Annotated in this window: 19 protein-coding genes, 1 tRNA gene and 1 pseudogene; 10 read left to right on the top strand and 11 right to left on the bottom strand. The window is 60.0% G+C overall.

All coding sequences use genetic code 11. The features are described from left to right. Window positions 1–196: 196 nt before the first annotated feature. Both ACORLH_RS06980 and ACORLH_RS06975 read left to right on the top strand, forming a co-directional pair. Window positions 197–1,609, top strand: a complete 1,413-nt coding sequence (locus ACORLH_RS06980) for a multicopper oxidase family protein (RefSeq protein WP_321831921.1) — start codon at window positions 197–199, stop codon at window positions 1,607–1,609. A 123-nt stretch (window positions 1,610–1,732) separates the two neighbouring features. Beyond that, window positions 1,733–3,343 carry an IclR family transcriptional regulator domain-containing protein gene (locus ACORLH_RS06975; protein WP_321831920.1) on the top strand — a complete coding sequence of 537 codons (1,611 nt, stop codon included), beginning with the start codon at window positions 1,733–1,735 and terminating at the stop codon, window positions 3,341–3,343. Here the strand turns inward: ACORLH_RS06975 and ACORLH_RS06970 are convergent. The 5 genes from ACORLH_RS06970 to ACORLH_RS06950 form a co-directional block, all read right to left on the bottom strand. After that, window positions 3,340–4,353 carry an endonuclease/exonuclease/phosphatase family protein gene (locus ACORLH_RS06970; protein WP_321831918.1) on the bottom strand — a complete coding sequence of 338 codons (1,014 nt, stop codon included), beginning with the start codon at window positions 4,351–4,353 and terminating at the stop codon, window positions 3,340–3,342. The genes ACORLH_RS06975 and ACORLH_RS06970 overlap by 4 nt on opposite strands. 8 nt (window positions 4,354–4,361) lie before the next feature. Next, window positions 4,362–5,408 carry a sn-glycerol-3-phosphate import ATP-binding protein UgpC gene (locus tag ACORLH_RS06965; RefSeq protein WP_321831917.1) on the bottom strand — a complete coding sequence of 349 codons (1,047 nt, stop codon included), beginning with the start codon at window positions 5,406–5,408 and terminating at the stop codon, window positions 4,362–4,364. Window positions 5,409–5,422: 14 nt separating this feature from the next. Then, entirely contained in the window at window positions 5,423–6,322 is a 900-nt protein-coding gene (locus ACORLH_RS06960) for an ABC transporter permease subunit (protein WP_321831916.1), read from the bottom strand. Window positions 6,323–6,332: 10 nt separating this feature from the next. Beyond that, a complete protein-coding gene (locus ACORLH_RS06955) occupies window positions 6,333–7,214 on the bottom strand; it encodes an ABC transporter permease subunit (protein WP_058243089.1) in 882 nt (293 codons plus the stop codon). A gap of 73 nt (window positions 7,215–7,287) precedes the next feature. Beyond that, entirely contained in the window at window positions 7,288–8,592 is a 1,305-nt protein-coding gene (locus ACORLH_RS06950) for an extracellular solute-binding protein (protein WP_321831914.1), read from the bottom strand. Window positions 8,593–8,985: 393 nt separating this feature from the next. On the opposite strand from ACORLH_RS06950, the gene ACORLH_RS06945 reads away from it, so the two are divergent. Then, window positions 8,986–9,960, top strand: coding sequence for a LacI family DNA-binding transcriptional regulator (locus ACORLH_RS06945; protein WP_321831913.1), 975 nt, complete (start codon window positions 8,986–8,988; stop codon window positions 9,958–9,960). Window positions 9,961–10,046: 86 nt separating this feature from the next. Here ACORLH_RS06945 and ACORLH_RS06940 read toward each other — a convergent pair. After that, window positions 10,047–10,123 (bottom strand) — tRNA-His (locus tag ACORLH_RS06940). A 260-nt stretch (window positions 10,124–10,383) separates the two neighbouring features. On the opposite strand from ACORLH_RS06940, the gene ACORLH_RS06935 reads away from it, so the two are divergent. Continuing rightward, window positions 10,384–10,569, top strand: coding sequence for a DUF6324 family protein (locus ACORLH_RS06935; RefSeq protein WP_058243087.1), 186 nt, complete (start codon window positions 10,384–10,386; stop codon window positions 10,567–10,569). Between the two features lie 9 nt (window positions 10,570–10,578). On the opposite strand, the gene ACORLH_RS06930 is transcribed toward ACORLH_RS06935, so the two are convergent. Beyond that, a complete protein-coding gene (locus ACORLH_RS06930; RefSeq protein WP_321831912.1) occupies window positions 10,579–11,040 on the bottom strand; it encodes an MmcB family DNA repair protein in 462 nt (153 codons plus the stop codon). A 64-nt stretch (window positions 11,041–11,104) separates the two neighbouring features. After that, window positions 11,105–12,301 (bottom strand): alanine--glyoxylate aminotransferase family protein, encoded by a 1,197-nt coding sequence (locus ACORLH_RS06925; RefSeq protein WP_321831911.1) that lies wholly within the window; start codon window positions 12,299–12,301, stop codon window positions 11,105–11,107. 205 nt (window positions 12,302–12,506) lie between these two features. On the opposite strand from ACORLH_RS06925, the gene ACORLH_RS06920 reads away from it, so the two are divergent. Both ACORLH_RS06920 and ACORLH_RS06915 read left to right on the top strand, forming a co-directional pair. Then, complete coding sequence (locus tag ACORLH_RS06920) at window positions 12,507–13,190, top strand: tyrosine-protein phosphatase (protein WP_321831909.1); 684 nt, start codon at window positions 12,507–12,509, stop codon at window positions 13,188–13,190. Next, window positions 13,187–15,112, top strand: coding sequence for an ABC transporter ATP-binding protein (locus ACORLH_RS06915; RefSeq protein ID WP_321831908.1), 1,926 nt, complete (start codon window positions 13,187–13,189; stop codon window positions 15,110–15,112). Before ACORLH_RS06920 ends, ACORLH_RS06915 begins: the two co-directional genes overlap by 4 nt. Here the strand turns inward: ACORLH_RS06915 and ACORLH_RS06910 are convergent. After that, a pseudogene (locus tag ACORLH_RS06910) lies at window positions 15,048–15,662 on the bottom strand (TIGR04283 family arsenosugar biosynthesis glycosyltransferase); the annotation flags it as partial. The gene ACORLH_RS06915 and the pseudogene ACORLH_RS06910 overlap by 65 nt on opposite strands. Before the next feature lie 94 nt (window positions 15,663–15,756). On the opposite strand from ACORLH_RS06910, the gene ACORLH_RS06905 reads away from it, so the two are divergent. Together ACORLH_RS06905 and ACORLH_RS06900 are read left to right on the top strand one after the other, a co-directional pair. After that, window positions 15,757–16,488: a folate-binding protein gene (locus tag ACORLH_RS06905; RefSeq protein ID WP_321831906.1), complete on the top strand. Its 732-nt coding sequence runs from the start codon at window positions 15,757–15,759 to the stop codon at window positions 16,486–16,488. Window positions 16,489–16,681: 193 nt separating this feature from the next. Next, window positions 16,682–18,268 (top strand): ABC-F family ATP-binding cassette domain-containing protein, encoded by a 1,587-nt coding sequence (locus ACORLH_RS06900; RefSeq protein ID WP_321831905.1) that lies wholly within the window; start codon window positions 16,682–16,684, stop codon window positions 18,266–18,268. 79 nt (window positions 18,269–18,347) lie between these two features. Here the strand turns inward: ACORLH_RS06900 and efp are convergent, their stop codons facing one another. Further along, window positions 18,348–18,911, bottom strand: a complete 564-nt coding sequence (efp, locus tag ACORLH_RS06895; protein WP_058243080.1) for an elongation factor P — start codon at window positions 18,909–18,911, stop codon at window positions 18,348–18,350. Window positions 18,912–19,126: 215 nt separating this feature from the next. Between efp and ACORLH_RS06890 the strand changes: the two genes are divergently transcribed. Together ACORLH_RS06890 and ACORLH_RS06885 are read left to right on the top strand one after the other, a co-directional pair. Then, window positions 19,127–19,447 (top strand): DUF6280 family protein, encoded by a 321-nt coding sequence (locus tag ACORLH_RS06890; protein WP_058243079.1) that lies wholly within the window; start codon window positions 19,127–19,129, stop codon window positions 19,445–19,447. A gap of 215 nt (window positions 19,448–19,662) precedes the next feature. Further along, a complete protein-coding gene (locus tag ACORLH_RS06885; protein ID WP_321831904.1) occupies window positions 19,663–21,132 on the top strand; it encodes a cobyric acid synthase in 1,470 nt (489 codons plus the stop codon). Here ACORLH_RS06885 and ACORLH_RS06880 read toward each other — a convergent pair. After that, on the bottom strand, window positions 21,125–22,177 hold the full coding sequence (locus ACORLH_RS06880) for a hypothetical protein (RefSeq protein ID WP_321831903.1): 1,053 nt from the start codon (window positions 22,175–22,177) through the stop codon (window positions 21,125–21,127). The two genes, ACORLH_RS06885 and ACORLH_RS06880, sit on opposite strands and share 8 nt — an antisense overlap. Window positions 22,178–22,235 lie beyond the last annotated feature (58 nt).

Genomic DNA, 22,235 nt, shown 5'->3' with positions numbered 1-22,235 from the left:
ACCGACCTGTGCCGCCTTTGCGCCCGCATTCGCCTTGGTTTTGCCCGGATTACGATTGAGCTGTTCGTTGGCCTCCCCTCCTTAACGGCGCAAAGCTGCCAGATGTGACACCCGTAGCGCCGCAATTTGGATTTAGCGCAGGCAGCGGGCTGACAAATCAGCATCGCGCGATAGGTTGAGGGGGAGAGGAGACATCATGCCATCCAGCAGACCAAGCCGCCGCCATGTTCTGATCGGTGCCGCCGCATCCGCCGCAACCGCAGGCCTGTTGCCCTTTGGGCGCCCCCAAGTCGCCCAAGCAAGTGGTTTTGCCCCGTTGGAGGCGCGCAAAGGCACGGTGCAACTGGCCCCGGCAGAATTCCCCAAGACCGAGGTTTGGGGCTACGACGGATTGGCGCCGGGGCCGGTGCTGCGCCACCCGCAGGGCGGTCGGTTGCAGCGCCAGTTGATCAACCGCTTGCCGCAGCCCACCTCGGTGCACTGGCATGGCATTCGCATTGACAACGCGATGGATGGGGTGCCGGGGCTGACACAGGAGGCTGTGCCGCCCGGTGGGCAGTTTGACTATGACTTTGCGCTGCCGGATGCGGGCACCTATTGGTACCACGCCCATTGGGCCAGCCCTGAACAGGTGGGGCGCGGGTTGCACGGGGCGCTGGTGGTCACCGAGGCCGATGCGCCAGATGTCGACCGGGATGAGGTTCTGCTGCTGGATGACTGGCGCCTGAACCCAGAGGATGGCCAGATCTTTGCCGATTTTGACAATATGCATGATCGCAGCCACGCCGGTCGTCTGGGCAATATCTCAACCTGTAACGGTCTTTACGATGCGGTGATCCCGGTCAAACAGAACGAAAGGCTGCGCCTGCGGCTGATCAATGCGGCCAATGCGCGGATTTTCACCCTGGCGCTGCAGGGCATGTCCGGCTGGGTCATGGCACTTGATGGCATGCCCCTGCCCGAACCAATTGTTGCAAGCGAGGCTCTGGTACTGGCACCGGGGCAGCGTATCGACCTGATCGTCGATGTCACCGCCAGCGAAGAGGCGCTTGTGCTGCGCCAGGCTGTGAACGGGGAGGCCTGGGTGCAGGTTGCCTTCCCGGTGCGTGGCCAGGCCGCCAGCCAACCGCGCAAGGCCCCTGCCCCCCTGCCACCAAACCCCAATATGGCGACAGCGCCCTTGGCTGAGGCCCGCCCGCTGGACCTGCACATGCAGGGTGGCGCGATGGGCGGCATGGCCTCAGCCAGCTATCAGGGCGAAACGCTGGGCATGCGTGATCTGGCACGAAAAGGGCAATTCTGGGCCTTCAACGGCATCTCGGGGCGCACGGATCACCCTTTGGCCCGCGCCACCTTGGGCGAGGCATTGCAGATCCAACTGCGCAATGACACGGCCTTTGCCCATGCGATGCATCTGCACGGTATGCACTTCCGTGAGGTGTTGGAAGGAGGCACTTACGGCCCGATGCGCGATACACTGCTGCTGGGACGCGGCGAAACACGCAGCATCGCCTTTGTCGCCGACAACCCCGGCAAATGGCTGTTCCACTGTCATATGCTGGGCCATGCCGCCAGCGGCATGACAAGCTGGATCGAGGTCACGGCCTAGCCATCACGCTGGGCATACCACGGCAATCCGCCGCAAAGCCTACGGTATCCGCCCAGTGTTCGTTTCATTTGGCATGGCACCGCTCGCCCGTCTAAGCTGATGCAGCGTCACCTTGAGGTGTAGATGACTGAGCCCAAATCCCCCGCTGCCGGGGATCGCATGCCTGACCCACCCGACCCCGCGCCAGAAATGGCCGATGCCCTGCGCTGCGCCAAAACCATCGTCCTGCAAGTCCGGTCTTCGCCGCATGGAGTCAGGCGTGACCAGTTGACGGCCCTGCAGGAGTTTGGCCCGGATCTGGTGAATTTCTGCCTGCAGGACCTGCTGAACCGCGATGTGTTGCGCAGCGAACCCGGCGATCAAAGCTACAGCCTCAGCTTTTCGGAACTGCAATCCATCGTCGACATGGTGCGGCGGCGTGAACTGGCGCTGGTGGCCCAACCTGAGCTGTCCGAGCTGCGCAACCTATGTGGGGAATCCGCTGTTGTGGCGGTTGATGACGGGCAGGCCGCCCGCAATCTGGCCCACGTCTTGGGCCCGCACCCGATCCCGGTGATTGATGATTTTGGCACTCGGTTCCTCTATCACTGTTCGGCCTCCGGCAAGGTCTTTCTGGCCTATGCCGCGCAGGAGCGTCAGGATCGCCTGCTGAACCAGCCCCTGACCCAGCGGACGGAACACACGCTGCGGGATCGCGCCGCCCTGCGCCAGGACCTGCAGGAAACCAAACGTCGTGGCTGTTCGATCTCAGATGAGGAATTTTCAATCGGCCAGCGCGCTGTTTCCGCACCGATCTTTGGCGAAAATGGTGAGGTGATCGGCTGTATCACGGTTGCCGGCCCGCCTTACCGTATCCCACACGCCCGCATCCCTGCGCTGGCTGAGGCGGTGAAAGCTGCTGCGCGACGCATCACCGATCAAATGATCCGGCCGGATCTGACCCCCAAACGGCCCACGGACATCTCGGTTCTCAGCGAACAGGCCAGCGGCGAATGCAGCGCGCCGAAATGGTCCGAAGAACGGCAGGCCTTTCTGTGGATCGATCGTGACGAAAACCAGCTGTGGCAGTCCAAACTGGATGGCAGTTCGGAACAGCTGCACCAGTTTACCTCGCGGCCGCAAAGTCTGGTTGTGACCACGGCCGATCAGGTGATTGCACTTTGCGGTGACCGGTTGGTCAACCTGTCCAGCGGCAAGGAAAGCCTGATGGAAAGCCCTGTACAATGTGCCGTGCCGGGCACCGCCAATGACATCTGGGCGGTTACCGAACGCTATGGTGAAAAGCAGCTGATCAACCTGACGCTGGACGGCCACGCCAGTGATCATGCCGTGCTGCCACTGGGGCTGGGATCGATCACCTATTGCGCCGTGTCTGGATCGATCTATCTGGCCGTGCCTGATCGGGGTGAGATCCTGTCTTACAACCTGATCACCCGCCAATTGAAACAGATCTGCCAGTTTTCCAAAGCTTCTGGGCGTCCTGCAGCACTGGCAATTGACGCCAACTGGTCGCTTTGGGTGGCTTTTGAACAGGGCTGGGGCTTGAGCAAGCTGAGCCTCAACGGCCAGTTACTGGCGCGGTACACATTGCCGCTGCCGCACCCCACGGGCCTGTGTTTTGGCGGTCCGAACCGGGATCGGTTGATGGTGACCTCCAAACGGGACGGCCAGCCACAGGAGGTGCTGGATCATGCCCCGTTGGCGGGACACGCCCTTTTGTTACAGCTGGATTAAGCGTCGGGTCTCAGATCCACGTTGCAGATCACCGCTTCATGGTCCGACAAGGGTGTGCCTTCAGGGTCCAGGGCGGGCAATACGGCAACGGGCTCAGCCCTTAGGCCCCGGGTGGCAAACCAATCAAGCTTCATGCCCAGGGTGGGTTGCAGCGAAATCAGGCTGGCGCGAATGGTCGGCCCGTCGGGTGTGGCGGCCCAGCTATAGCCCTGTGCCTCTGCCAGCGCGAACAGCGGCTCCGCGCGCCAATCGTAATCGGGCGGGTTCTGGCAGCCGGTGTTCAGGTCGCCCCCGATGACCACCGGTAGATCGCCCGCAAAGGCCTGAACACGCTCCAACAGGTCAGCGAACTGCCTGCCGCGATAATCCCCTTTGGCGTTGCTTTCCAAATGAACGGAGGCCACACAGATCGGCCCGGCCTCGGTTGCCAGTTCAGCCGCAATCGCCATGCGGCCGCCCAGCCGGGGCTGGCCGGGATCACCGGCACTGTCTGGACCAATCTGGAACCAATGCCCCTCTTCATCCAGACGCATCAGCGCCAGACGCGTGAAGGGCACAGCCGACAGGATGGCATTGCCGTGAAACCCCAAAGCGTTGAAATCATCGCGGCAAAACTGCCGTTCGACCACGCCGCCCAGATCCATCTCCAAAAACTCTACACCATAGGCGTAGCGCATCCCCATGGCGGCCGCCATTTCGGCGGTGGTATTGGCCTGACCGGTGCGGGCCATGCCGTTGTCCACCTCGCTGAGCAGGACCACCTGTGGCACATACGGCGCCAAGGCCGCTGCACATCTGTCGGGGAACAACCCGCGTTCGACATTCCAGGCTGCGATGTTGAAGGAAGCAGGCAAAACCTGCGCGGCCGTTGATCCGCCAACCTCCAGCATTTGCATTGCTGGCACTGCGGCCAACAAATTGCGATGCGCCGCGCCTGTGCGATCGGCGGCGCGGATCTCTGCCAGCTGCGCCTCAGACACAGCTGGCAGTTTCTGTACCGTTTCGGTCACCTCATGGCTCACAAACGGCGGCCACTGTTGGCGTCGAAGACATGCGGTTCACCGGATTTGATCCGAAGCGCAATCTGGCCCTCGGCCACCTCTTGCTGTTTGGGCACCGAGACCGAGAAGTCCTGACCGCCCAGATCACCGTGCAACAACCGGTTGGCGCCCAGTTCCTCCACGATTTTCACCTCCATCTGCATGTCGCCATCTTCGGCAATCTCCAGATCTTCGGGGCGGATACCAACCAGCACATTGCCGCTGGCCCCTGCCGGCGCAGGGAAGGACAGCCCATCGGTCACCTCAGCCGTGCCTGCACCGTTGACCTTGGCTTTCAGCAGGTTCATCGGCGGGGCGCCCATGAAGCCCGCCACGAAGGTTGAGGCCGGGTTTTCATAGATCTCGGTCGGGGTGCCGATCTGTTCAATCACACCGCCGTTCAGAACGATGATGCGATCTGCCATGGTCATGGCTTCGACCTGATCGTGGGTTACATAGATCGCCGTGACACCAAGGCGGCGCTGCAGGGCGCGGATTTCGATCCGCATCTGGTTGCGCAGCTTGGCGTCGAGGTTGGAGAGCGGTTCATCAAACAGGAACAGATCCGGGTTCCGCACGATCGCGCGCCCCATTGCCACCCGCTGACGCTGACCACCGGACAGCTGACTGGGTCGGCGGTCCAGCAGCGCCGAAAGATCCAGCATCTCAGCAGCCTCAGCCACCTTACGCTCAATCTCCGCCTTGGAGACACCGCGGTTTTTCAGCCCGTAGCCCATATTCTTGGCCACGGTCATATGCGGATAAAGCGCGTAGTTCTGGAACACCATCGCAATGTTGCGATCCGCCGGATCAACGTCATTGACCACACGGTCGCCAATGCTCAGCGCCCCTTCACTGATGTCTTCCAGACCGGCGATCATCCGCAACAGGGTGGACTTGCCACAGCCCGAAGGGCCAACCAGTACCACAAACTCCCCGTCGGGGATGTCGAAGGAACTGGGTTTGACGGCCTCAAATCCGTTTGGGTAAACCTTCCGGATTCCGTCTAGCGTTACTTTTGCCATTGTACTTTCGTTCCTTATTTATCGGATTCCGTCAGGCCCTTAACGAACCAGCTCTGGAAGAAGATCACCACGAGGACCGGCGGCACGATCGCCACAAAGGCCAGTGCCAGCGCCTGCCCGTGTTCGGGGATCTGCGCATCGGTGTAAGAGATGACGATTTGTTTGATGCCACGCACCAGCGTGAAGAAGCTCTCTTCGGTGGTGATCAGGGTTGGCCACAGATATTGGTTCCAGCCAAACACAAACATGATGATGAACATCGCCGCAATCATGGTGCGCGACAGCGGCACCAGAATGTCGATGAAGAATTTCACCGGACCGGCCCCATCAATGCGCGAGGCTTCGACCAACTCTTCCGGCACTGAGCGGAAGAACTGCCGGAAGAAGAAGGTCGCCGTTGCCGAGGCAATCAGCGGCACGATCAACCCGGTGTAGGTGTTGGTCAAGCCAAGGCCCTGGATCACCTCATAGGAAGGCAGAATGCGCACCTCCAGCGGCAAGAGCAACGTGGTGAAAATGATCCAGAAGGCAAAGCTGGCAAAGCGCAGGCGGAAGTAGACAATCGCGTAAGCCGCCATCATTCCGATGATGATTTTGCCCACCGCAAAACCGATGCCCAGAATGAACGAGTTGGTCAGCATCCGCATCCCATCGACCGTGTCGGTGAAACCGCCCTTTTCAAACATCGCCTTTTGGAAATTGACGCCCAGCTGGTCGCCCATTTTCAGCTGCAGCCCTTCACGGTGAATGGTCACCGCATCATGGCTGGCCGTGGTGAAGGCCAGAAGAACCGGCAGGATCATGAAAAGCGAGCCAACGATCAGCACCAGATGGTCCAGCGCAACGTTCCACTTGAACCGGCGTTTCGGTGTGACAGTGGCCGCATTGGGTGTGGCTGTTGTGATATCAGTCATGTCAGCCCCCTCAAGTATAGTGGATCCGGCGTTCTACCAGCCGGAATTGGAAGATGGTCAGCGCCAGAACCAGCACCATCAGGATCACCGATTGCGCCGACGAACCGCCAAGGTCGTTGCCACGGAACCCGTCCACATAGACCTTGTAAACAAGGGTCATCGGGTTGTTGCCCGGCTCACCTTTCACCAGCGTGTCGACCACACCAAAGGTGTCAAACAGCGAATAAGTGATGTTGATGATCAGCAGGAAGAACCCGGTGGGCGCCAAGAGCGGGAAGGTCACATCCCAGAAGCGGCCCATGCCGGACCGGTTGTCGATCAGCGCAGCTTCGCGCACAGACCGTGGGATCGACTGCAGGCCGGACAGGAAGAAGATGAAGTTGACCGGAACCTGTTTCCAGACCGAGACAATCACCATCGCTGAGGCGGTATCAAAGTAGTTCACACCCAGCGTGAAATCCCAGCCCAGCGACTTGAAAAAGTTGCTGATTGGCCCGGTGGATTGGTCAAACATCATGATGCCGATGAAACCCGCAACCGGCGGCGCCACCGCATAGACCCACATCAGCAGCGTGCGATAGGTCTTGGCCCCGCGCAGGATGTTGTCGGCTTTGACTGCCAGCAGCAGTGATAAGGCCAGCGAAAAGAAAGTCACCAGTAGGGTGAAGATAACCGTGAACCAGGCAACCTTGCGATATTCAGAGGCACTCAGCAGATCGGTGTAGTTTTCCAGCCCCACAAAGGTAGAGCCGAAACCGAACGGGTCCTGCAAATAGAAGGAAGATTGGATCGCATAGCCCGCGGGCCAGTAGAAAAACACGGCAATGATGATGAGCTGCGGCACCAGAAGTAGGACCGGCAACCATCGATTGGTAAATCCTGCACGTTTCATCGCGTTCTCGATCTTGAATAGGGTTGGGCGGCCGCCAGATGGCAGCCGCCCCTTTATTGCTGTTTAGCGGCGATTAGCCTTGGGTTTTTGCGAAGCGTTCCAACAGTTTGTTGGCTTCTTCTTCAATCGCCTTGAACGCACTGTCCACGTCGGTTTCACCGGTCAGGATGCGGCCGTATTCACGGTTCATCACGTCACGGATCTGTACGTAGAAGCCCATGCGGTAGCCTTTGGTGTTGTCACCGGCGGGCAGGGTCAGCTGCTGGATGCCAACTTCGGCGGCAGGGAAACGCTCATAGTGACCATCTTTGCCAGCCATGTCGTAGGCAGCGTTGGTGATCGGAACATAACCGGTTTCTTTGTGCCAGAAGTACTGGGTCTCAGCCGAGGTCAGGAAGCGGAAGAATTCGGCGGTTGCCTTGTTTTCTTCGGCCGATTTGCCTGCCATCGCGAACAGCGCGGCGCCACCGATGAAGGTCTGGGTCGGCTCTTTGGTTACACCTTCCCAGTAGGGCAGCATGGTTGCCGAGAAGTCAAAGCCCAGGTCTTTGTTCAGCAGACCACCGAAGGAGCCCGAGGAGCCCAGCCACATGGCCACTTTGCCTTCTTCGAACGGCTTGGCGTTGTCACCCCAACCGGTGCCGAACCACTCAAACATGCCGTCTTTCTGCCACTCGGTCACAGCCGAGAAGTGCGCTTTGATGGCGTCGTTGTTGACCAGGATCTTGGTGTCTACACCGTCATAGCCGTTGTTGTTGGTGGCAAACGGCAGGTTGTGGCGCGACATGAAGTTTTCGGTGAAGATCCACGGCAGGTGCGACTGCGACAGCGGGGTGTAGCCTGCGCCTTTCAGGGCCGGTGCGGTAACCGACTGGAACTCTTCCCAGGTTTTCGGTGCGCTTACACCGGCTTTTTCCAGCGCGTCCATGTTGTAATACATGATCGGGGTGGACGAGTTGAACGGCATGCCGATCATCTTGCCATCGCTGTCGGCGTAGAAGTAACGCACACCGGCGATGTAGTCGTTGATGTCAAAGGCGATGCCATTGTCGGCCAGCAGATCCTGAACCGGGATGGTTGCACCCTTGGCGCCGATCACGGTGGCGGCGCCGGCGTCAAACACCTGCATGATGTTGGGCTGCTCACCCGCACGGAAGGCGGCGATACCTGCGGTCAGGGTCTCTTCGTAAGAGCCTTTGTAAACCGGGGTAATCTTATAGTCGGACTGGCTGGCGTTAAAGTCAGCTGCCATCTGGTTTACGGTTTCGCCCAGCTGGCCGCCCATGGCGTGCCACCAGGTGATTTCCGTCTCAGCAAAGGCCACACCTGCGGTCATGCTCAGCACGACGCTCAGCGACGCGGTTTTGTTGAAAGTCATTTGTTTTCTCCCAGTGTGGGGACCTTGCGGACCCCGATCTTGTTTCCCTGTGCGCACCCCACACCGCGTGGAATGATTTCAGTTACGCGGCGCTCCATAGGACGGGTTGCACACGACCCAAGGTCGTTCCTCCCGAAACATCCGAACTGCAAAAGACATAAAAAACAGAAGCCTACCGGCCCCGTCCGCCTTTTGCGAATCCGAGAACTCCCAAACGAGTCGCACTATAACTGCACACGTGTTCATCTACTGTCAAAACATAACTGCAATGTGACAACTGACAGACAATTTCACTAAATCGGATTTCTTTTGGGTTTCTTTACTTGTGACGAGGGCGTTAAACTCAACCTGAGGGAACGAACAATCGGTACAACAGTGAAACGGAACAAACGTGTGACCGCCACCGATGTGGCTGAGGCCGCGGGCGTCTCCCGGTCGGCCGTCTCACGGGCCTTTACGCCCAATGCCTATCTGGATGCGGAAAAACGCAGTCACATCATGTCGACCGCGCTGCGGCTCGGCTATCGGCCCAATGCCCTGGCGGCCAGTCTGCAAGGCAAGCGCAGCAATCTGGTGGCCGTCGCAGCCGGCGGCATGAACAACCTCTATAATGCGGAGTTCACCGCGATGTTGGTGGCCCGTCTGAACGCCGCAGGAAAATGGCCGATTGTGATCGGCGGCTCCGAGGCGGTTTTGGAAGAGGCGATTCTGCCAGTGCTGAGCTATCCGCTGGATGCGCTGATTGTCCGCGGCTCCTCGCTGTCGAAACAGGTTTTTGAAGATTGTGCCAAGCTGAACATCCCGCTGATCTTCTCGGGCCGTATTATCGAAGCCCCCTTTGCCGACTGTGTCTCCTGCCGCAACGCCGATGGCACCGCGCAGGCCACCCGCCAGCTGATCGCCAAAGGTCGGCGCCATTTCGGCTTTATCGGCGGGCCTGAGGGACTGTCATCCTCCAACGACCGATTGACGGGCATTCGGCAAGCCCTGTCTGAGGCCGGGTTGGAACTGACCGCGCTGGCGCAGTCAGATTATACCTACGAAGGCGGCCGCGGGGTTGCGGGGAAGCTGCTGAGCGATCACCACATTGACGCACTGCTTTGTGCAAATGATGCCACTGCGCTTGGGGCGCTTTCGGTCGCGCGCTACGGGCTGCATCGGCAGGTACCACAGGATCTGTCGATCGTTGGGTTTGATGACATCGCTCAGGCCAGTTGGCCGGAATATGACCTGACCACCCTGCGCAACCCGTTGGATCAAACCATCGAAGAGATTCTGCGCCTGCTGCAGGAACGTCTGACGGATCCCGGCAAGCCAAATGAACAGGTCTATATCGATCCGCAGCTGGTCCAACGCGGCACAGGCTGACTGTATCTCGTTGCTTTAAAACACAAAAAACGCCCCAAACACACAGTGATAATGGGCGCATATTTCGTTAGATATTTTGGGGAATATGGTACCGCCTCCCCGGCTCGAACGGGGGACCTCTGGATCCACAATCCAGCGCTCTAACCAACTGAGCTAAGGCGGCACTGAGGGGCGATTTACAGACACCCACGGGGGATTGCAAGCCCGTTCAAGCGATATTTCTACGCTTTCTTGGCGGCTTTTTTAACGACGCAATGGAAGCGCTTAAAAACAAGGGCCCCGCCTATGTGTCCCCCTGCCCGGTTCCCATTCTTACCCGGTTTCAGCCCAAACGCATCGCCGGATCGATGTCAGGGCACGGGGCAATCTTGCCAAAGTCAGCGCAAACCGCTAGCTGAACTTAACCGAAAAGGAGAGCCGATCATGGGCATCAATACCGAACGCGACATCGAAGCCAACCTGCAAATTGGACCGACCGACCACGGTATGGTGCGCCTGTTCATCGACGCCGGTGAGCTGGAGATCCCAATGGATTTCGATCCCGAAGAAGCTGAAGAAATCGCCGAAGAAATCCGCGCCGCCGCCCAAGCTGCACGCGCGGTCAAGTAAGCCGATGCCTTACACACGCGGATCGCGGTAGCTTTGCAGCCGCCGCGCCGCGTCGCTGGCAAATTTATGTGTCAGCTTCTTGCGCCGGGCCGCGGCCAGTTTGTCCTCAGGCCCCATGCGAATGATTTCCCCGCCATAGGCATCTGCGATCATCAGTCCGGTGCCACCCGGCAATAGTTCGGTGGGAAACTCGGCATCGACCGCCCAGAAATAGCGGTCACAATAGTCCAGGTAGCCCTGCCACTTATTGTCAGACTGAAAATCGGCGCGGCTGGATTTGCATTCAAAGACCCAGATCTCACCTTTGGGCCCCAGCCCCATCACGTCAACGCGCAGGCCCCGGGCTGGCACGAACTCTTCGACCGAAACAAAACCATAGCTTATCAGCGCCCGGCTTACGCCGCGCGCCAGCAGCTGGCCAGGTTGCATTTGCAACAGCTGTTCAGATGGAATCGCGTCATCATCATGCATGGCACAATCATGAACATATCGTGAACAAATGCAAGCCTTGGCCGCGAGGTCGCAGAATTTCGGATCAGCGGGTGGCGATCACCTGCGCCGCGGCCTCCAGCGCGCCGGTGCCATGCGGGATCCCTTCAGCCTTAAACGCCATATCAATCGCGCCAAGCGCCCCCATGACCATCTGGGGGTTCACATGCCCCATATGGCCGATGCGGAAGAAGCCTTCGCCTTTGGGGTCATCCTTTTCAAACATGCCCAGCCCAATGCCAAGGGTCACGCCGGCGTTCTGTTCCGTCCAGGCCCGCAGTCTCGGCCCGTAAGGCAGCCCGATCCGCAGCGAGGTCACGGCGCGGGAACGATGGGCGGGATCTGCCACGTTGATCGTCAGCGGCCCATCCTGCCCCCAGGTATCACAGGCAGCCCAGATAGCGCGGGCCAGAACATCATGGCGGCGCCAGACGTTTTCCATGCCTTCTTCCTTCAGCATATCCAGCGCAACACGAAGACCGTAAAGATGATGCGTCGGGGCAGTGCCGCCAAAGTATTGATAAAGGTAATCGGGGTTGGCCCGCGGCTCCCAGTCCCAATAGCGCGAAACCCGCGCCATTGCTTTGCGCGCCTCTGCGGCCTTGTCACTGAAATAGACAAAACCCAGCCCCGGCGGCGTCATCAACCCCTTCTGGCTGGCCGCCACCATGACATCGACGCCCCAGGCGTCCATCTCAAACCGGTCACACCCCAGCGAGGCAATGCAATCCGCCATCAACAATGCCGGGTGGCCCGCCGCGTTCATCGCAGCACGCAAGGCGGGGATATCATTCAGCACACCGCTGGAGGTATCAACATGGGTGGCCAGTACCGCTTTGATCTTATGGTCGGTGTCTTCGCGCAGCACTTTTTCCAGACGGTCTGCATCAAAGGGCGACTTGCGGCCAAAATCGACCACCTTGGTCTTGATACCCAGATCGCGTGCCATTTCCGCCCAGCCATGGCCAAACCGCCCCGTCGCCGCCACCAAAACCGTGCCTCCCTCGTTCAGCACATTGGCCAGCGCCGCCTCCCAGGCGCCGTGACCATTGGCGATGTAGATCGCGACGTGATGTTTTGTGCCTGCCACCAAACGCAGATCGGGGATCAGGCTTTCGGTGACTTCAACCAGCTCACCCTCATAGATATTGGGCGCGGAACGGTGCATTGCACGCAACACCGCCTCTGGCATTACCGAGGGACCGGGGATGGCGAGGTATTGCTGTCCGTTCTTCAGTGTCATGCTGGTCTCCTGTCTTGCTGCGAGTGACCCTAACTCCGCAAAACGCGGGGTCAATTGCGCTAACATCAATTCTCTTGATGGGGGTGTTTTTGCTTTGTGATATGCGCGGCTTTGCCACTACTATGGGCGCTGCTCCGCCGGGCGCGCTTGCCACAGGTCAGGCGGTACACTAAGAGTCCCGCTCGAACTGCAAGGACAGGACAATATGAATATCTTCAAGAAGTTCAAAGACTATGAAAAGGGCAATACGATGCCCGATCCTTTGGACCTGTCCAACCCAGAGCACCGCAAACAGGCGCTGCGCCACTTCGACTGGGCCGACCACGGTATTCTGCGCCGGGTGTGGACTAATTTCTATGAAATTGCCCCCGGCGCCTATCGCTCCAACCACCCCAATGAAGAGCAGTTCAAGAAATACGCCGAAATGGGGATCAAATCGGTGATCAACCTGCGCGGCGTTTCAAAGCGGCCACACTTCCATCTGGAAAAGAAGATCACCGAGGAGCTGGGCCTCGCCCGGTATGACATCACCCTGCACGCAAGATCGGCCCCACCGCGTGAGAGCATTTTGGAACTGCTGGAGACGTTCAACAACATCGAACGCCCGTTCCTGCTGCATTGTAAATCCGGTGCGGACCGCGCCGGGCTGGCCAGCGTGCTGTACCTGCTGCTGATCGAAAAAGCACCGATCGCCGAAGCCCGCAAAATGCTGTCGCTTCGGTTCCTGCATATCAAGTGGTCCAACACCGGTGTGCTGGACTATTTTCTGGATGTCTATGAGGCGCGCCAGAAAGAAACCGGGATTTCCTTCGAGGACTGGGTGCGCAGCGAATATGACGCCGACGCCCTCAACAACGCTTATTTTTCCGGATCGAAGTCCGCAAAATGACCGACAAGACCGACCTGCCCCAGACCGGCGACACCAAGCAGCCCGTCGAAGACGTCAAAAGCACCGTACTGCTGAAGTGGCTCTGGACCCGATACCTGCACCAGTACACCGGCTGGATGATCGGAGCGATTGTGTTGATGTCGATCGAAGGCTCAATGCTGGGCGCGATGAGCTGGATGATGCGCCCCATGTTCGACGACGTGTTTGTTGACGGTGGCTCTGGCGCAATCTGGTGGGTCGGCGGCGCCTTTCTGACCATTTTCCTGCTGCGCGCTTTGACTTCTATCGGTCAGAAAGCCCTGCTGGCCTATATTTCTCAACGCTCCGCAGCCAACCTGAGGGTTGATATGCTGAACCACCTGATGCGTCAGGACGGCAGTTTTCACCAGACCCACCCGCCGGGTTTCCTGATCCAGCGTGTGCAAGGTGACGTAGAAGCCATCAACCAGGTTTGGGGCGTGGTCATCACGGGTGCCGGGCGCGACGTGATTTCGCTGTTCATTCTCATGATGGTGGCGCTGACCACCGATTGGCAGTGGACTCTGATTGCCTGTGTGGGCATCCCTCTTTTGGTGCTGCCAAGCCAGATGGTGCAGACCTTTGTACGCCGCCGTTCACGGCAGGCGCGTGACCTGTCGGCCAAGCTGGCAACCCGGTTGGATGAAGTTTTCCACGGTATGGTTCCGGTGAAACTGAACCGGCTGGAAAGCTACCAATCCGACCGCTACAGCCACCTGACTGATGATCTGGTCACCACGCAGGTGCGGGCCCGTATTGGCGAAGCGGCAATCCCGGGGCTGATCGATATCATGGCCGGTGTTGGTTTTCTTGGGGTGCTGGTCTTCGGCGGTTCTGAAATCATTGCAGGTGAAAAAACCATAGGTCAGTTCATGACCTTTTTCACCGCCATTGGCTTTGCCTTTGAACCGCTGCGTCGCTTGGGCGGGATCACCGCCACATGGCAGAACGCTGCCGCCGCGATTGAGCGCATCAAAGAGCTGATGGACACGGAACCGACGCTGACCTCGCCGGCCAAGCCGGTGCAAGCGCCTAGCGGGATGCCTGACGTGCAGCTGCGTGATGTGCGTCTGTCCTATGGCGAAACCGAGGTTCTGCGTGGCACCACATTGACGGCACCTGCCGGCAAAACCACCGCTCTGGTTGGGGCCTCGGGTGCTGGGAAATCGACCATCTTCAACCTGCTGACCCGGCTGGTTGATCCAAGTTCCGGTGACGTGCTGATTGGTGGCGTCAAGGCGGATCAGATGGCCCTGCCCGCGCTGCGCAACCTCTTCAGCGTGGTCACCCAGGACGCCGCGCTGTTTGACGAAACACTGCGCGAAAACATCCTGTTGGGTCGGACCGATGTCAGTGACGCACAGTTGAAGGCCGCATTGGACGCCGCCCATGTCAGCGACTTCCTGCAGAAATTGCCGCAAGGGCTGGACACGCCTGTAGGGCCCCGTGGATCAGCGCTCTCAGGTGGGCAACGCCAACGTGTGGCCATCGCCCGCGCGCTGCTGCGCAACAGCCCTGTTCTGCTGCTGGATGAGGCCACCAGCGCGCTGGATGCCCATTCGGAAAAGGTTGTTCAGGAAGCGCTGGACAAGCTGGCCGCCAGCCGGACCACGCTGGTCATTGCCCACCGGCTGTCAACCGTGCGCAATGCGGACAAGATCGTTGTGATGGACCGCGGTCAGGTGGTGGATCAGGGCACCCATGATGAGCTGCTGGCGCGCGGTGGCATCTATGCCCAGCTGCATCAGCTGCAGTTCAAGACCGACGGCCCGACCGCCGATACGATTGCGCTAGAACGTGCGGGTCGGCGCCGCAAAGATAGCGCAGCAGGCACCACAGGTTCCGACGCCCCCGGCGCAACCAACCTTCTTGGACGTATTTCGCGCCGCTTGTTCGGACGCTAAGGGGAAGGGCCCGCAGCCGCCCCCTAAGGGCGCGGGCCATCGCCACATCCTCCATCAAGGGCTGATCGGCAAACCCACCCACTTGATCATACAAGGCGCGGGGAATCAGAAGCGCCTGATCGCCATAGGGCAGATCAAACCACTTAGCCCTGAGGTTGGCCCACCCCGCGACCCAACGCGCGCCCAGCCCCGTCTCAAGGAACGTCAGGCGGAAATAGGCGGCAGTATCAGGATGAGCCTCGATATGGTCCAAAACCGCATCCGCCCAGCCCGCAGGCAGTTCGGTATCCGCATGTAGAAACAGCACCCAGTCCCCCGCGGCCGCAGCAGCGCCACGGCGCAACTGCCCTCCGCGGGATGGCGCGCCAGTCACAACCATCGCGCCAACCTCTTCAGCGATCTGAACCGTGGTGTCCGTTGAGCCAGCATCAGAAATGATCAATTCACGGATCACACCAGCCTGCAGCCCCTCCATCAGCGGGGGTAGGCAGACCGCCAGGGCCCCGCCGGCATTCAGTGTCGGGATCACTACCGAGAGAGCTGCGCGCATCTTCACCTCATTCTGATGCCTCTGTGGCATCTGCCCCTGTTGCCTGTGCTGGCAAAGCCTATATTACAGAACCACGCGCAACGGGAGCATAGACGTGACAGACCGCACCATTTTCCGCCTGACAGGCGATGACGCCCGGGACTTCCTGCAAGGGCTGGTGACCAATGACGTGAAGAAGCTGGATCAAGGGCTTGTCTATGCCGCGCTATTGACGCCGCAGGGCAAGTACATGGCCGATTTCTTTCTGGTGCCCGAGGGCGCGAACATTCTGATCGATGTGTCCAGCGATTTGGCCGCGATGCTGTTTCAACGCCTGTCCATGTACAAGCTGCGCGCGCAGGTGACCCTGGAAGAAACCGACCTCACCGTGAAACGCGGCACCGGCGATCTGCCGGACGGCGCTTTGCCGGATCCGCGTCACCCCGATATGGGCTGGCGTCTGTACGGTAATGAGGGCGGCGATGACGGCAGCGATTGGACGGCGCTGCGGGTGGCCCATCTGGTGCCGGAAACCGGGGTTGAGCTGACGCCGGACACCTTCATTCTGGAAGCAGGATTTGAACGGCTGAACGGGGTGGATTTCCGCAAAGGCTGCTATGTCGGACAGGAGGTCACCGCGCGGATGAAACATAAAACCGAGCTGCGCAAAGGTCTGGCGCGGGTCTCCGTTGAGGGTGAGGCCACCACGGGTGACAAGATCCTGAACGGTGTTAAAGAGGCTGGTGAGTTGCTGAGCCGCGCCGGGGATGAGGCTATTGCTTACCTGAGGTTTGACCGGGCCAAAGACGATATGCAGGCCGGCGACGCGGTGGTTCGGCGGCTCTAAGTCAAGACAGACTGGGCGGTCCCGCCGGGGCCGCTCCAAGGCCCCTTTTCCAAACACCAGGCTTGAAATCCCCTCCCCCCATGGCCATGTTGCACCTCAGACGCTGAGCCGTCAGACCTGTTTGGAGATTAAGACAATGGATCACGCACGCGCCGACTGAACCCTTTTTTCGGTTTTTCCTGCGAGCTGCACCATGTCTACATTCTCCGTCGCCGACCTCAGCTGGCATACGCCTGATGGCGATCCCCTTTTCACCAGTCTTACCCTGTCATTTGGCCGCCAACGCACTGGTCTTGTCGGGCGCAATGGTACGGGCAAGACGACGCTGCTACGCCTTTTGGCGGGCACGTTGACGCCTGATGCGGGCGCCATCCGACGGCCGCCCTCAATCGGGGTTTTGCACCAAAATCCAAATATCATCCCGGAATTGGATCCAGCGGCTACAATTGCCGATCTGTTTGGGGTCGCAGACCAATTGACCCTGTTGGAGCGGGCAGACCGCGGCGTGGCGACTGCGGAAGACCTCGCGATTGCAGACTGGACGCTGGAGGCGCGATTGCTTGCCGCGCTGCATCGGCTGGGCCTGCACCATGCGCCCGAAACGCCGCTGACCGCGCTGTCCGGCGGGCAGCGCACCCGGGCCAACCTCGCCGCGCTGATGTTTGCAGATCACGATGCGCTGCTGCTGGATGAGCCGACCAACCACCTTGACCAGGAGGGTCGCCAATATGTGGTGCAGGCCCTGCGTGATTGGCAGGGCTGCGCGGTGGTGGCCAGCCATGATCGGGCTCTCCTGGTGGAGATGGACGCCATTTTTGAACTCACCAGCCTTGGCGCCGAGAGCTACGGCGGCAACTACAGTTTTTATCGCAGCGCCAAGGACGCCGCCTTGCGGGCCGCCCAACAAGATCTGCAGCAGGCCGAACACCGTGTGCGGGACGTGCAGACAGAGGCGCAGCGCGCCACCGAGCGTAAGTCCCGGACCGACCGACAGGGCAAGCAGCTGCGGATCTCGGGCAGTCAATCAAAGCTGGTGCTGGATGCCGCCAAGGAACGCAGCGAAGGCTCCGCCTCCTCAGCAGCCCGGCTGCGCGCGCGTCAAGCGGCGGCGGCCACCGCCGATCTGCAGGCCGCGAAAGAGGCGATCGAAGTGCTGGAGCCGCTGAAGATGGAAATCCCCACCTGTGACCTGCCGCCCAGCCGCGAGGTTTTGCGCATTGAGGGCTTACAGTTTGGCTATCGATCCAGCCATCCGCTGTTTTCCAACCTGTCCTTTGCCCTGCATGGCCCCGCGCGGGTGGCGATTGAGGGGGCAAATGGCGCGGGCAAGTCCACGCTGCTGGCCTGCATTGAAGGTCGGCTCAAGCCGCAGAAAGGCTTGGTCAGTCTGTCCGTGCCGCACGCCCTGATCGATCAGGATCTCAGTCTGCTGCGCCCAGACGAAACCGTGGTTGAGGCCATAGCCCGGCTGGACCCGGACGCAACGGATAACCACCGACGTTCGGTGCTTGCCCGGTTTCTGTTTCGCGGCAGCGATGCGGAGCGCCGCATTGGAACGCTCAGCGGCGGGCAACGCATGCGTGCCGCGCTGGCCTGCACCTTGGGGCACAGCCAACCACGTCAGCTGCTGATCCTGGATGAGCCGAGCAACCACTTGGATATTGAGGCGGTGGAAACCCTTGAGGCGGCGCTGAACGGCTATGACGGCGCGCTGCTGGTGGTCAGTCACGATCCGGAGTTCTTGCATCGGATCGGGATCGATCGCCGGATCACGATCTGAAGCGTGCATCGTAAGGATCGCCAGAAACAAGAAAGGCCGCCCTGATCCGAGCGGCCTTTCAAAATCACCAAGCAGCGGCTTAGGCGCGCTCGGAATATTCCATGGTTTCGGTGTTGACCACGATCATCTCATCCTGGGCCACAAACGGCGGCACCATGACGCGCACACCATTGTCCAGCACTGCAGGTTTGAACGAGTTCGCTGCGGTCTGACCTTTGACAACCGGCTCGGTCTCAACGATCTGGCAGGTGACTTTCTGCGGCAGGGTCACGTTCAGTGCCTCAACGTCATAGTATTCGATCACAACGGTCATACCGTCCTGCAGGAAGGGGCGGCGTTCGCCCAGCAGGTCGGCAGGCAGTTCGATCTGCTCAAAGGTTTCGGTGTCCATGAACACCAGCATACCGTCGCTTTCGTACAGGAACTGCTGGTCTTTCTGCTCCAGGCGCACACGCTCTACCTTGTCGGCCGAGCGGAAGCGCTCATTCAGCTTGGAGCCATTGCGCAGGTTTTTCATTTCCACCTGAGCAAAAGCGCCGCCTTTACCGGGCTTTACATGTTCCAGTTTCACAGCGACCCACAGGCCACCGTCATGTTCCAGCACGTTGCCGGGGCGGATCTCGTTCCCGTTGATTTTAGGCATGTAACAAAACCACGTCGTAAGGTTGATCGGAATTTGACAGCACCTATATCTTGCGGGCAGCCCCAAAGCAAGAAGACCGACCACGGGGTGGCAAAATCGGAAGCCATGCACTGAGCGCATGGAAGCCATGCAATACAGGCCTACCCGAATCGTCACAAATCGGTCATAAGGCCCCTCACGCCAGAAACACAAGAGCAATAATAAAGGACGAATCTATGCAAGAATTCGTTGACGGCACCGCCTTTAACAACGAGCAAGGCAACCGTGCACGCAAACTGTTTGCAGCCGTTGTTTTGGCTGCGCTCGACGATGCCATTTCTGATGACAAGAAATATGGCAACGGCCCTGAACAGATCGCTCGCTGGGCGCGTTCGCGCGACGGCCGCGAAGTTCTGTCCTGTGCCGGCATCGACCCCAACGAACGTGTTGTTCAGGGGCTGATGGAGTTTGTAGGCAAAGGTGTACGTACCTCCGTCGCGCTGTCGCGCGAGGAAAGCGAGCGTCGCAACGCCGCACAGCAGGCCGAAGCCGCCTGATCCAACTGCTGCCGCAGTTGCAGACACACTCACGTCTGTCAGAAAAAACCTGTCTTCCTGGGGGAAGGCAGGTTTTCTCATTTCTGGGTGTCGGTTCTGGGGCGGGTTGAGCGTGAGACTGAGCCTGCGACGCAGAATGCTGCAGGCGCGCCGTATTTGCCCTCCCCCCGCTGCGGGGCAGTTGCTATAGCAAAGGAAAGGCAGGAGAACGGTAGATGGCACGGGCAATCATGATCCAGGGCGCAGGGTCCAACGTGGGGAAATCCATGGTGGTGGCCGGGATCACCCGGGCGCTGGTCAATCGTGGCCTGACCGTGCGGCCCTTCAAGCCCCAGAACATGTCCAACAATGCCGCCGTCACCGAAGATGGCGGTGAAATCGGCCGGGCGCAGGCGCTGCAGGCGCTGGCCGCCAAGGTTCCGGCCCATACCGACATGAACCCGATCCTGCTGAAGCCGGAAACCGATACCGGCGCACAGGTTATTGTGCAGGGCAAACGTTTTGCCACCCTGCGGGCGCGGGACTACGCCAAAGCCAAGCCCGAGCTATTGGGCCCTGCCCTTGAAAGCTTCCACCGGTTGTGTGCTGAGGCCGATATCGTCGTGATCGAAGGCGCCGGCAGCCCTGCCGAGGTGAACCTGCGCAAAGGGGACATCGCCAATATGGGCTTTGCCGAGGCTGCGGGCGTTCCGGTGGTTCTGCTGGGCGATATCGACCGGGGCGGCGTCATCGCCCAGCTGGTCGGCACGCAGGTGATCCTGCCCAAAGAAGATGCCGAACGGATCAAAGCCTTTGCCGTGAACAAATTTCGCGGTGACGTCAGCCTGTTTGCCGACGGGGCGCAGGCGATTGTGGATCAGACCGGTTGGACCGATCTGGGCACCCTGCCCTGGTTTGCCGATGCCTGGCGCCTGCCAGCTGAGGATGTGATGGACATCTCCTCCAAATCCGGCGGCAGCTTGAAGATTGCGGTGCCGCGTCTGGGGCGGATTGCCAACTTTGATGATCTGGACCCACTGTCGGCGGAACCTGATGTCAGCGTTGAGATTATCGAGGCCGGTCGCCCGCTGCCCGGCGATGCGGATCTGGTGCTGATCCCGGGATCAAAATCCACCATCGCCGATCTGGCCCATTTCCGCGCCCAGGGCTGGGACATTGATCTGCAGGCCCATGTGCGCCGCGGTGGTCACGTGTTGGGGATCTGCGGTGGCTATCAGATGCTGGGCCGCGAAATCTCGGACCCCGATGGCATCGAAGGCGCGCCGAGCACGGCTCCCGGGCTGGGGCTACTGGATGTGACCACAGTTATGAAACCGCAAAAACGCGTCGCACTGAGCCATGCCAGCTACCGTGCGACGGGCGATGCTGTGTCGGGCTATGAAATCCACCTTGGCGTCACAGATGGACCGGATTGCGAAAGGGCCTGGCTGGATCTGGATGGTCGGCCCGAAGGGGCTGCCTCAGCCGATGGCAAGGTCCGCGGCTGTTACCTGCACGGGCTGTTCAGCGCGGATGCCTTCCGCGCGCAGTACCTGGGAGAATTGGGCGCCACGGCCCAGATCGCCTATGATGAAGGGCTGGAACAAGTGCTGGATCAACTGGCCGATCATATTGAGGCCCATATGGACCTCAAAACCCTGTTGGAGATTGCGGCAGAGCCGAAAGCGCAGGCTAGGGTCAGCTGAGATCCCGCGCGGTGAGCGCGCGCTGGATTTCCCGGCGCACCAGTTTGCGCACGTTGCGGGTGATCCGTTCCCCAAGCGAGCCCTGCAATTCCTGACGGACGATATCAGCCACCAGTTCGCGCAGCATTTCCTCATCCAGAATGCCATCCTGCAGGCCGAGGCCAGCCAGATCCTCAAGCGCGGCGGAGGCATCCTCTTCTACATTGTCGTAGGCCTGCGTGGTGTAAGGGTCGACTGCGTCGTAGCTCTCTTCCACCGGGGTTTCGACGGCCACTGCAGGCTCATCAAGTGCAGCGGCCTCGTCCAGATGTTCAGCCGCCTCAAAGCCCTCATCGGCGACATCATCAGCAGCGTCGAGTTCTTCTTCGGCCTCGTCGACCACCTCTTCGACTTCATCCGCTTCGACCACATCATGGTGCAGGGCGGTGATTTCTGCAGAAGTTTCCAGCGGCTCCACACCTTCCCAGAACGGGGCTTCTTCGGCTTCGGCGCCCCCAACAGATTCCTGCGGCGTGTGATCCAGCCACTCCATGCTCATCGGGGCGGCGCCAAAGGCATCCTCATCATTGCCGTCCGGTTCCCACTGATCGTCGGAAACAGAAACCGCGGCTTCCAGATCGGCAAAACGATCCTCAAGGCGCACTTCCGGTGCGGCAGGCTCATCCACCTCAGCAACCTCGGCCAGATCTTTCTGCGGCTCGTCGGGATCCGACACCGCATATTCCGCCCCCAGCTGCATGGTCGGCAGCGGCGTTGGCTCTGCTTCAACCACCTGCTCTGGCGCGTCATCCGTAACGGGTTCAACGGGCTTGGCTTCACCGGGCTGTTTGCGGCCGAAACTGGTGCGCGCGGGCTCTTCTTCGGGGAAACGCTGTGGGGCGTCTTCCGTCGTTGCGACACGCAACGCCGGGGTCAGAACCAGTTTGTCCGCCTTAGCCTCGACCGCTGCATCACGGCGCGATTCGTCGCCATGTTCATCGGACACAAGGCGGCGGATTGAGGCCAAAACGTCCTCAATTTCAACATTGGTTACGGGATCTGACATTTACACTTCCACTCTTGCCTCTGGCTAAGTGTAGCCAAAGGCAGAGATTCTCACAACC

It is taken from the genome of Thalassovita sp., assembly GCF_963691685.1.
Classification (GTDB): domain Bacteria; phylum Pseudomonadota; class Alphaproteobacteria; order Rhodobacterales; family Rhodobacteraceae; genus Thalassobius.
Note: the sequence above shows the minus strand (reverse complement) of the source record. Positions and strands in the feature narration are given on the sequence as shown.

Excerpts from the sequence above, each read along its gene's own strand:
- efp (WP_058243080.1), bottom strand. The coding sequence starts at position 18,911 with ATGCCTAAAATCAACGGGAACGAGATCCGCCCCGGCAACGTGCTGGAA.
- ACORLH_RS06980 (WP_321831921.1), top strand. The coding sequence starts at position 197 with ATGCCATCCAGCAGACCAAGCCGCCGCCATGTTCTGATCGGTGCCGCC.
- ACORLH_RS06925 (WP_321831911.1), bottom strand. The coding sequence starts at position 12,301 with ATGACACTGAAGAACGGACAGCAATACCTCGCCATCCCCGGTCCCTCG.
- ACORLH_RS06885 (WP_321831904.1), top strand. The coding sequence starts at position 19,663 with ATGGCACGGGCAATCATGATCCAGGGCGCAGGGTCCAACGTGGGGAAA.
- ACORLH_RS06935 (WP_058243087.1), top strand. The coding sequence starts at position 10,384 with ATGGGCATCAATACCGAACGCGACATCGAAGCCAACCTGCAAATTGGA.
- ACORLH_RS06915 (WP_321831908.1), top strand. The coding sequence starts at position 13,187 with ATGACCGACAAGACCGACCTGCCCCAGACCGGCGACACCAAGCAGCCC.
- ACORLH_RS06930 (WP_321831912.1), bottom strand. The coding sequence starts at position 11,040 with ATGCATGATGATGACGCGATTCCATCTGAACAGCTGTTGCAAATGCAA.
- ACORLH_RS06955 (WP_058243089.1), bottom strand. The coding sequence starts at position 7,214 with ATGAAACGTGCAGGATTTACCAATCGATGGTTGCCGGTCCTACTTCTG.
- ACORLH_RS06960 (WP_321831916.1), bottom strand. The coding sequence starts at position 6,322 with ATGACTGATATCACAACAGCCACACCCAATGCGGCCACTGTCACACCG.
- ACORLH_RS06965 (WP_321831917.1), bottom strand. The coding sequence starts at position 5,408 with ATGGCAAAAGTAACGCTAGACGGAATCCGGAAGGTTTACCCAAACGGA.
- ACORLH_RS06950 (WP_321831914.1), bottom strand. The coding sequence starts at position 8,592 with ATGACTTTCAACAAAACCGCGTCGCTGAGCGTCGTGCTGAGCATGACC.
- ACORLH_RS06880 (WP_321831903.1), bottom strand. The coding sequence starts at position 22,177 with ATGTCAGATCCCGTAACCAATGTTGAAATTGAGGACGTTTTGGCCTCA.
- ACORLH_RS06920 (WP_321831909.1), top strand. The coding sequence starts at position 12,507 with ATGAATATCTTCAAGAAGTTCAAAGACTATGAAAAGGGCAATACGATG.
- ACORLH_RS06890 (WP_058243079.1), top strand. The coding sequence starts at position 19,127 with ATGCAAGAATTCGTTGACGGCACCGCCTTTAACAACGAGCAAGGCAAC.
- ACORLH_RS06975 (WP_321831920.1), top strand. The coding sequence starts at position 1,733 with ATGACTGAGCCCAAATCCCCCGCTGCCGGGGATCGCATGCCTGACCCA.
- ACORLH_RS06900 (WP_321831905.1), top strand. The coding sequence starts at position 16,682 with ATGTCTACATTCTCCGTCGCCGACCTCAGCTGGCATACGCCTGATGGC.